The 8835-nt window shown below is 63.3% G+C and carries 8 protein-coding genes; 1 reads left to right on the forward strand and 7 read right to left on the reverse strand.

The annotated features are described in order from the left end of the window. Positions 1-43: 43 nt before the first annotated feature. The 7 genes from ACSVIK_RS17330 to ACSVIK_RS17360 all read right to left on the reverse strand — a co-directional run bounded on the left by ACSVIK_RS17330 (position 44) and on the right by ACSVIK_RS17360 (position 7543). Positions 44-721, reverse strand: coding sequence for a hypothetical protein (locus ACSVIK_RS17330; RefSeq protein WP_442445488.1), 678 nt, complete (start codon positions 719-721; stop codon positions 44-46). After that, positions 718-1290 carry an RNA polymerase sigma factor gene (locus ACSVIK_RS17335; protein ID WP_442445489.1) on the reverse strand — a complete coding sequence of 191 codons (573 nt, stop codon included), beginning with the start codon at positions 1288-1290 and terminating at the stop codon, positions 718-720. Before ACSVIK_RS17335 ends, ACSVIK_RS17330 begins: the two co-directional genes overlap by 4 nt. Next, entirely contained in the window at positions 1287-2987 is a 1701-nt protein-coding gene (locus ACSVIK_RS17340; protein WP_442445490.1) for a vWA domain-containing protein, read from the reverse strand. Before ACSVIK_RS17340 ends, ACSVIK_RS17335 begins: the two co-directional genes overlap by 4 nt. A gap of 86 nt (positions 2988-3073) precedes the next feature. Continuing rightward, positions 3074-4519 carry an aminotransferase-like domain-containing protein gene (locus tag ACSVIK_RS17345; RefSeq protein ID WP_310544639.1) on the reverse strand — a complete coding sequence of 482 codons (1446 nt, stop codon included), beginning with the start codon at positions 4517-4519 and terminating at the stop codon, positions 3074-3076. Between the two features lie 1030 nt (positions 4520-5549). After that, complete coding sequence (locus ACSVIK_RS17350; RefSeq protein ID WP_442445491.1) at positions 5550-6347, reverse strand: OmpA family protein; 798 nt, start codon at positions 6345-6347, stop codon at positions 5550-5552. Beyond that, the gene (locus ACSVIK_RS17355) at positions 6347-6673 is read right to left on the reverse strand and encodes a DUF4398 domain-containing protein (RefSeq protein WP_442445492.1); all 327 of its coding nucleotides are present in this window, start codon (positions 6671-6673) and stop codon (positions 6347-6349) included. Before ACSVIK_RS17355 ends, ACSVIK_RS17350 begins: the two co-directional genes overlap by 1 nt. Positions 6674-6709: 36 nt before the next feature. Then, a complete protein-coding gene (locus ACSVIK_RS17360; RefSeq protein ID WP_442445493.1) occupies positions 6710-7543 on the reverse strand; it encodes a substrate-binding periplasmic protein in 834 nt (277 codons plus the stop codon). Between the two features lie 115 nt (positions 7544-7658). Here ACSVIK_RS17360 and ACSVIK_RS17365 point away from each other — a divergent pair, with 115 nt between their 5' ends. Next, positions 7659-8585, forward strand: coding sequence for an alpha/beta fold hydrolase (locus ACSVIK_RS17365; protein ID WP_442445494.1), 927 nt, complete (start codon positions 7659-7661; stop codon positions 8583-8585). Positions 8586-8835 lie beyond the last annotated feature (250 nt).

Genomic DNA, 8835 nt, shown 5'->3' on the forward strand with positions numbered 1-8835 from the left:
AACCTGTCTGGCAAGACGACTTACACGACTTTTACCTCGCATCTCATTCACGAAGTTTTTCTTCAGCCAGATGGCTCAGTTCGGCCTCGATATCCAGTTGCGGGTAATCGGCCTGGAGCTGCTCCAGCAGGCGCTGCGCCTCCTCTTGCTTATTGGCCTTGCGCAGCGCCAGCAGATGCAACAATGCCTCGCGCGGCTCGCTCTGGATCACCAGCTCGGCCATGGGCGCCATGGCCTCTGAACTGGCCATGGGCGTGTCGGCCATCGCGGCAGGCGGCAGCGGACGCGCCAGAGCCTCGGCCTTGAGGCGCTCCTGTGGTGCGGCCATACGCGCCATCGACTCGCTCTGCGCGGCACGCTTGGCAGCCATCGGCGCGGGTGCTGGCGCGGCGGGGCTCATGGCCACGCTAGGCGGCATGCTGTCGAAGGCTTGCGGCGCCTGCTCCAGCGTGCGCCAGGTCAGGCTGACACCGATGCCGACACAGGCCAGCCCGGCCACGGCCACCGACCAGCGCTGGCGGGTGCTGCCGAACAGCCATTGATGCAGACGCCGTGCCCAGCCAGCCTTGTCCTCGTCGGCTCGGCGTGCCTCAGATGCAGCCACGCTGGCAGCGGTGAGGATACGAGCATCCAGCTCGGCCGAGGGTTCGCCGCTGCCATGAGTACGGAAATGCGTCAGCAGCGCCTGTTCGTGATCCAGTGGTTCTCGTTCATGGGTCATGCGGACAACTCCTCGGTGGCCAACAGCCGGCGCAGTTTCTGCAGGGCATAGCGCAAACGGCTCTTGACCGTCTCGACCGGCGTGCGGGTCAACTCGGCAATCTCGTTCAGTTCCAGGTCGCCGTGGGCGCGCAGCAGGAACACCTCGCGCTGATCCTCCGGCAGATCGGCCAGCGCAGCCTGCAGCCGCTCGCTGTCGCGACTCAGGCCCCACTGCTGCTCTGGGCCAGGTTGCGGGTCGGCCTGGGCGTGCTGGCCCTCATCGTATTCTTCATGGCCGGTCTGATGGCGGCCCGTCTTGCGCCAGTGATCGATCAGGCGATTACGCGCGATCTGGTACAGCCAGGTCTTGAACAACACGGCCTCGCGCTGCTCGCTCTGGCTGCGGATCAGGCTCATCCAGGTGTCCTGAAACACTTCCTCGGCCAGGGCGTGATCGCCACACAGGCCAAGCAGAAAGCGGAACAGGCCCAATCGATGGCGCTGGTAAAGCGCATTGAAGGCCGCGGCATCGCCGCGACGGTAACGCCGCAACAAGGCGGCGTCGTCATCCGTGAGAGGTGCGTTCACTGCTGAACTCGTGCCGGGGTGGAAGCGGAAGTGTGCAGACTCTGGGCGATTTCGGCCAGTTGGATGAACTCGCCACGCAGGCCGAAGCGGTCTTCGCCCCTGGCCGAACGCGCCAGGGCGATGCTCTGCGCCAGGTCGAAGTCGCCGGTGTAACGCCCGCCCTTGAGCTGCTGGGCGAAGGCGGCGACTGCAGCAGCGAAGCGCAGATCCTCGCTGGCGGCGGCTATCGACCTGGCCTCGGCACGCGCGATGGGGCGCTCCAGCAAGCGACTGCTCGCCTCCCCCGGCGCCTTGTAGCGAATCCGCAGCCAGGCCAGCTCACCGCTCTTGTCCGCAGGCTGTGCACCGGTCTGATAGCGCAGCGGTTCCAACCAGCCCTTGCCGCCCGCCGGGACGATCTCGTACAACGCAGTGACGCTGTGCCCGGCGCCAATCTCGCCAGCATCCACCTTGTCATTGCTGAAGTCCTCGCGTTTGAGCGCACGGTTCTCGTAGCCCAGCAGGCGATACTCGCTGACCTCGGCCGGGTTGAATTCCAGTTGCAGCTTCACGTCGCTGGCCACGGTGGCGAGGGTCGAGCCAAGCTGATCCACCAGCACCTTGCGTGCTTCACGCAGGTTGTCGATATAGGCGTAATTGCCGTTGCCGGCATCGGCCAGTTGCTCCATCAGACGCTCGTTGTAGTTGTCCACGCCAAAGCCCAGAGTGGTCAGCGAGACGCCGCTCTTGCGCTTGTCCTCGGCCAGTTGCTTGAGGCTGTCGAAGTCGCTGATGCCGACGTTGAAATCGCCATCGGTGGCCAGCAGGATGCGGTTGATGCCGCCGTCGATCAGGTGCTTGCTCGCCTGCTGATAGGCCAACTGGATACCGGATTCCCCTGCCGTCGAGCCACCGGCGCTAAGTTGCTCGATGGCGGCGCGAATCTTCGCCTTGTCGCTGCCGGGCGTGGAATCCAGCACCACCTGGCTGTCGCCGGCATAGGTGACCAGCGACACGTGATCCTGCGGACGAAGCTGATCGACCAGCAACTTCAGGGTGCCCTGCACCATCGGCAACCCTTCGCGGCGTTGCATCGAGCCGGACACATCGACCAGAAACACCAGATTGGCCGGCGGCAGCTCATCGACGCTGCGGTCCGACGCCTTGATGGCGATGCGCAGCAGGCGGGTCTGCGGGTTCCAGGGCGTCACCGCCAGCTCGGTACTGACACCGAAGGGCACATCACCCTGCGGCAGCGGATAGTCATACGGGAAGTAATTGACCAGCTCTTCCAGGCGCACTGCATCCTTTGGCGGCAGTTGTCCATCGTTGAGAAAGCGCCGCACATTGGCGTAGCTGCCGGTGTCGACGTCGATGCTGAAGGTGGAGATCGGCGTCTCGGCAACGGCGAACACCGGGTTGTCGGCATAGGCCTGATACTGCTCGCGCGGCTGGTCACGGTAGCCCGGTGGCAGAACGTCGGCCATCGGCGCCGGCGCATAAGCCAGGGTCGCCATGCGCTTCTGGCTGGCTTCGGCCTGCATCTCGGCGGCCGCGGGAGCAACCAGGCGTTCACGTACGAGCGGCGCTACCGGCTCCGCGCTGGCCGGGGCTTCTGGCTCCGGGCCAGAGGCGCTGCACGCAGCGAGCAGCAACGAGGTGCCAGCCGCAAAGCCGACGGCGAAGGGATGAACGAGCAACCGGGAATGAATGGGCATGATGCAGCTCCTGAGCAATGGCACGAGACCTTCGCTCAGGTAGACGCAGCACTCGGATCGTTCGGGTTAAACCATCAGGCAGTTTTTCAGCCTTCCCAGGAACCGCCCGCCTCCTGGCACAACTGCGTGGCCAGCATGCCCAAGGTCATCAGCGCCCTTTCCGCCTCGCGATTCCACGGAATGCCACAATTGAGTCGCACGCAGTGGTTGAACTGCTCGGTGTTGCTGAAGATCAGCCCCGGCGCGATGGAAATACCCTGCTGCAAGGCGCGCACGTGCAGGTCCTTGGTGTTGACCCGCGCTGGCAGGCTGACCCAGAGGATGAAACCGCCCTTGGGCCGGGTCATCTGCGTGCCGGCCGGGAAATACTGCTGCACCGCCAGTTGGAAGGCGCTGAGGTTCTTGCGGTACTCCTGGCGGATATGCCGCAGATGGCGGTCATAACCACCGTTCTCCAGGTAAGCCGCTACCGCCATCTGGGTGACGCTGCACGCCGAATGGGTGGAAAAGGTCTGCAACCGCTGGATCTCGTCCTGATACTTGCCGGCGACGATCCAGCCGATGCGCACACCGGGCGAAAGCGTCTTGGAGAAGCTCGAGCAATAGATCACCCGGCTGTCGCGATCATGGGACTTGAGCGCCTTGGTCGGCCCCTGCTCGAACATCAGCTCGCCGTAGATATCGTCCTCGACGATCTGGAAATCGTAATCGCCGGCCAGGCGCAGCAACTGGCGCTGGCGCTCTTCGGGAATGGTGCCGCCCAGCGGGTTGGACAGCCGCGCAGTCAGCACCAGCGCCTTGATCGGCCACTGGTTGGCCGCCAGTTGCAGCGCTTCGAGGCTGATGCCAGTGGTGGGGTCGCAGGGAATCTCGATGACCTTGAGGCCGAGCAGATCGGCCAGTTGCAGCAGGCCATAGTAGGTCGGCGATTCCACTGCGATCAGATCACCCGGCTTGGTCAGCACGCGCAGACTCATCTGCAGTGCATCGACACAACCATGGGTGATCACCACTTCGGACGGGTCGACCACCACCCCCGCATCGCGCATACGGATCGCCACCTGGCGGCGCAACGGCTCGAAGCCGGGGCTGAACATGTAGCTGAAGGCACGCGGGCTGTGAAAGCGGGTGACCTTGGCCAGTTGCTGGTGCAGCGCGCGCACCGGCAGGTAATCGACATGCGGCACCGCAGCGCCCAGCGGGAACACCCCTTCGCGGCGCGACTCGGTAAGCACCTGATTGATGATGCTGGCGCGGGTGACCAGGCCGGGCCGCTCCACCTTGGCGATATCCGGGGTCGGTGCGGTCAGCGCGGGCGTCTGATGCACGTAGAAGCCCGATTGCGGCCGCGCGCGAATCAACCCCTGGTCTTCCAGATTGGCGTAAGCCTGCAACACCGTGGCATGGCTGACGTTGAGCTGAGCGCTCATCTTGCGCACCGAGGGCACCCGCTCACCTGGCTGGTAGACGCCGCGACGAATATCTTCGGCCAACTGCTGGGCGATACGTTGATAGAGCAACAGATTGGTCACGGCGAGCTCCTCCTGGCTACTGAACCATAACAGTAGCTGACAACTGCCGAATTGTACCGGGACAGTTCAATATTGTTTTACTCATACAACCCGGCCTCATGAAAAAGGTTGTTCGTGTTTTAGGGGATGCTTGCTTGACACCGGACTGGCACGTTTGTGTGTGTGCTCTTGTTGTCTTGGTTGGTGTTCTGGACGCCGCTTTGGGTGTTTTCAGATATTCCGGGTTTCGCCCCCTCGGGCGACTCACTTTTCTTTGAACTCGGATTGCCGCCCAGCGCAAAGAAAAGCAAGCAAAAGAAACGCACCCCCGCCATCCGGCCCCGGCTGCGCCGGGGTTCGTTCGTTCCATCATTGCTCCGAGGGCACGCCGCGAAGGGGGATATTCGCGCGCCTGAGCGAACGGGCACTCCATAGGCGTGTTCTAGTGGCTGTGAAGTCGCGACCGGGCCATCGGGTTAAACCAAAACTTTCATTCGCGTAGGGCGTACTCGCGAAACAGTACGCCGTTGGGAGTATTGGACGTAGGTTGTGGTGCCGAACTGGGCATGGCCCGGCGGACTGTTCGCTGGCGCTCCTGAGTCCGCCCTACGGCTGGACAGCACTCCGCACTACTTCTGGGTTACCTCGGGTTCAGGCGCGTGCAGAGCCCGCCCAGGAGGGCGAACGGAGTCGTCGTGGAAGAGGTTGAGCGACATGGATGTCGCGAAAGCCGCGATGGGCCATGGATGGCCCACCGTGGCGGGCCTCTGGAGCGGCGATGGAGTGAGCGAACCCTCGCGCAGCGAGGGCCGGATGATCGGGCGGAAGGTTTTGGTTACTTTGCCCGCAAAGTGACTCGCCCGGGAGGGCGAAACAAAAAAACATCAACAAAAACGCGGCAATCCGGAACAAGCCCCCCGAACAAGCACCACGCACTCACACAAACTTTCCAGTCCGGTATCAAACCTGACTTTCCCGAGACACCACGAAGAACCATGAAAAACGCCGCGTTCCATAAGGGCGCGGCGTTGTTTGGAGCCTACACAAAGGCCTAGCGTTGGCTGCCGAGCTGCCCGCGCTCATCGGAGAAGACGATCTCCACCCGGCGGTTCTGCGCCCGCCCGCGTGCCGAGGCGTTCTCCGCCACCGGGAAGTCGACACCATAGCCCACCACCTGGATGCGCTTGGCATCGATACCGAGGTCGATCAGCAGGTCGGCTACCGCCTGTGCTCGGGCTCGCGACAGCTCCAGGTTCTCCTCGACGCTGCCGGTGTTGTCGGTGTAACCCTCGATGCGCACGCGGCGCTGCGGGTTGATCTGCAGGAACTGCACGAGCTTGAGCAAGGTGCGGTTGGCTGCTGGCTGCAGCTCGGCACGCCCGGCGTCGAAGAGCATGTCACCCAGGGTCATCACCAGGCCGCGATCCGTCTCGCTGGCGGCGAGGCTGACCATCTGCTCCTCGAGCCAGCCATTGTGCTGCTGCACGCTGAGCAACTTGGCCTCACGCAGAGTCAGTTGCAGGCGCTGCAACTCCAGCTCCAGCTGGGCCACGCGCTCCTGGTTCAAGCGAGTTTCGCTGTGCTGGCGGGCGATGGCGGCATAGCGTTCGCTGAGGTAGGCATAGTGGGCCACATCCGCCCCGCTGCCCCAGTAGCTGGACAGGCGCTCGGCACGGGCCAGGGACTCACCGGCGCGGATCACGTCCTTGGGCGCGGCGCGCAGCACGTCCGGGTCTTCCTTGACCGCCTGGAAGCTGGCGCGGGCGGCGTCGAGCGCCTCTTCGTTGGACGGCGATAGCGCACAGCCGGTGAGCGAGGCGAGTAACAGGGCAAGGGGCAAAACCTTCATCACATCGCCCCCAGTTGCTGGCGCAGACGCGCGATGCGGCGGTTGAGCTCGGTCAGTTGCTCGCGGCTCCTGGCGTTGAGGTGCTCGGCTTCGGCCAGGCGCGCATCCAGCTCGGCCTGCTCGGCCAGCAGGCGTGCCTCCTTGTTATCCTCTTCCGCAGCAGCGGCCCGAGCGCGCGTGTACTTGTCCTCGGCCTGGGCCAGCAACGGCGCCTGCTCAACGCCGACAGCCAGCGCCTGCACCTGGCTCAGGGCCTGTTCGGTCAGGCGCAACTGCTCGGTCGGCGCCGGGTCACTGGCACAGCCAGCGAGCGCCAGGGGTAGCATGAGTCTGCAAAGGTATCGATCGATCACGAAAACGTCCTACTGATTGGCATCGCCAACGGGGTCGGGTTGCATCTGCTGCGCCTTCCACAGCGCCAGATTGCGCTGCAGCAACTGCTCAGGCACGCCTGCGGCGACCATTTCTGTCATCTTGCGCGCGAGCTGTCCGCGCAGCCAGGGCTCGTTACAGGCCGAATTGTGCGACAGCGCAAGGTACAGGCCCTCGCTGGAGATCGGCGGTTCCAGTACTTCGAGGTCGCTGTCCACGCCCAGGGTTTCCGCCAGCGCCAGGCCGGGGTAATGCTCGGAAAGCACATAGTCGGTACGTCCGAGCAAGAGCTTCTGGAACGCCTGGGTGAGGCTGGCAACGCCTTCAAGGGTCAGGTTCTGCTTGGCGAAGGCATCGAACTGCTGGCCGAAGCTGTTGCCCACCAGGGTGTCACCCTTGTGCCCTTGCAGATCGACCCAACTGCCATACGGGAAACCTTCCCCCTTGCGTACCCAGACCACGCTTGGCGTGATGAAAAACGCCGGGTGCACATAATCCATGCTCTCCAGCCGTGGCAGGGTGATGAAGGCACCGGCCAACAGGTCGACACGCCCAGTGCGCACCTCTTCCTGCGCCTGCGACCAGGGGCCAGTGTGGATCACCTCGATGGTCACCCCCAGTTCCTTGCCCAACTGCTTGAGCAGGTCGGCATTGGCACCGATCAGTTGCTTGGGGTTCTGCGGATCACGCCACAGATAAGGCGGGTATTCGGGATTGCCGGTGGCCACCAGGCGCTCGCACTTGCCGGCCGCGAACAATGAGCCCGGCAAGATCAGCAGGCCCAGCCACAACAGCAAAGACTTCGATGCAACGCACTTGAGCATTGGCTACTCTCGGTTCAGATGAGAATCGACGGCGAAAGCCTGCCGACGACTCGATGAAAGGGGACTTCATGCTAGTTTAACGAAGCCGCCACGATAATCCCTGATAAGGATGGTCATGAAAAAATGCCTGCTTGGCCTCGTACTGCTTCTCGCCCTTGCCGCAACGACGCTCTACCTCTTCCCTGCGACTCAACTGGCCAGCCTGCGTCTGATCGAACAGTACCGCGCCGGCATGAGCCACGAGCGCATGCGCGTCGGCGATCTTAACATTCATTATTACCAGGGCGGGCCTGCAGAGGGCGAAGTGGTGGTGCTGATCCATGGCTTCGCCGCCGACAAGGACAACTGGCTGCGTTTCTCCCGCTACCTGACGGATCGCTATCGAGTCATCGCCCTCGACCTGCCCGGCTTCGGCGAAAGCGAGCGCCCGGCCGGCAGCTACGATGTCGGCACCCAGGCCGAACGCCTGGCCAACATCCTCGACGCCCTGGGCCTGCAGCATGTCCACCTGCTGGGCAACTCCATGGGCGGCCATATCGCCGCGCTGTATGCGGCGCGTTACCCTGAGCATGTGCGCTCCCTGGCATTGTTCGACAACGCTGGCGTCACCGCCCCGCACCTGAGCGAGCTTTACCAGCGCCTGCTGCAAGGCCAGCCCAATCCATTGATCGTTCACCAGCCACAGGACTTTCAGGCCCTGCTGGACTTCGTCTTCGTCGAGCCACCCTACCTGCCCGAGTCGCTCGAGCATTACCTGGCCGAACGCGCCATGGCCAACGCGGCGTATTACGAGCAGGTCTTCGCGCAACTGGTGGAGCGCTACGTTCCGCTGGAGCCACAACTGGCTAAGATCAGTGCGCCAACCTTGTTGCTCTGGGGGCGGCAGGATCGCGTGCTGGACGTATCCAGCATCGAGGTGATGCAGCCGTTGTTGCAGAAGCCGAGCGTGGCGATCATGGAAGATGTCGGCCATGTGCCCATGCTGGAGCGCCCCGAGCAGAGCGCCCTGCTCTATCGGCAGTTTCTGCAAGGCGTGCAGTGAGTGCAGCCAGCTCCTGGAAGAGGTTTTTCGCGTTCTATGGGTGATGGTTGCTTGATACTGGACTGACAAGTTTGTGTGTTGGATTGCTGGTTGTCCGGGAGCCTGTTCCGAATTGCCGCGTTTTTGCTGATGTTTTTGGTTTCGCCCTCCCGGGCGAGTCACTTTTGTAGGGCTGTATGGACCGGACACATGGTGGACACATGTACGGGGACATGGTGGACACATTATCGCCTGCCATCCGGGTGGTTGA

The sequence above is a fragment of the Pseudomonas sp. NCHU5216 genome, assembly GCF_052156495.1.
Lineage (GTDB): Bacteria > Pseudomonadota > Gammaproteobacteria > Pseudomonadales > Pseudomonadaceae > Aquipseudomonas.

Excerpts from the sequence above, each read along its gene's own strand:
- ACSVIK_RS17365 (WP_442445494.1), top strand. The coding sequence starts at position 7,659 with ATGAAAAAATGCCTGCTTGGCCTCGTACTGCTTCTCGCCCTTGCCGCA.
- ACSVIK_RS17360 (WP_442445493.1), bottom strand. The coding sequence starts at position 7,543 with ATGCTCAAGTGCGTTGCATCGAAGTCTTTGCTGTTGTGGCTGGGCCTG.
- ACSVIK_RS17340 (WP_442445490.1), bottom strand. The coding sequence starts at position 2,987 with ATGCCCATTCATTCCCGGTTGCTCGTTCATCCCTTCGCCGTCGGCTTT.
- ACSVIK_RS17355 (WP_442445492.1), bottom strand. The coding sequence starts at position 6,673 with ATGCTACCCCTGGCGCTCGCTGGCTGTGCCAGTGACCCGGCGCCGACC.
- ACSVIK_RS17350 (WP_442445491.1), bottom strand. The coding sequence starts at position 6,347 with ATGAAGGTTTTGCCCCTTGCCCTGTTACTCGCCTCGCTCACCGGCTGT.
- ACSVIK_RS17330 (WP_442445488.1), bottom strand. The coding sequence starts at position 721 with ATGACCCATGAACGAGAACCACTGGATCACGAACAGGCGCTGCTGACG.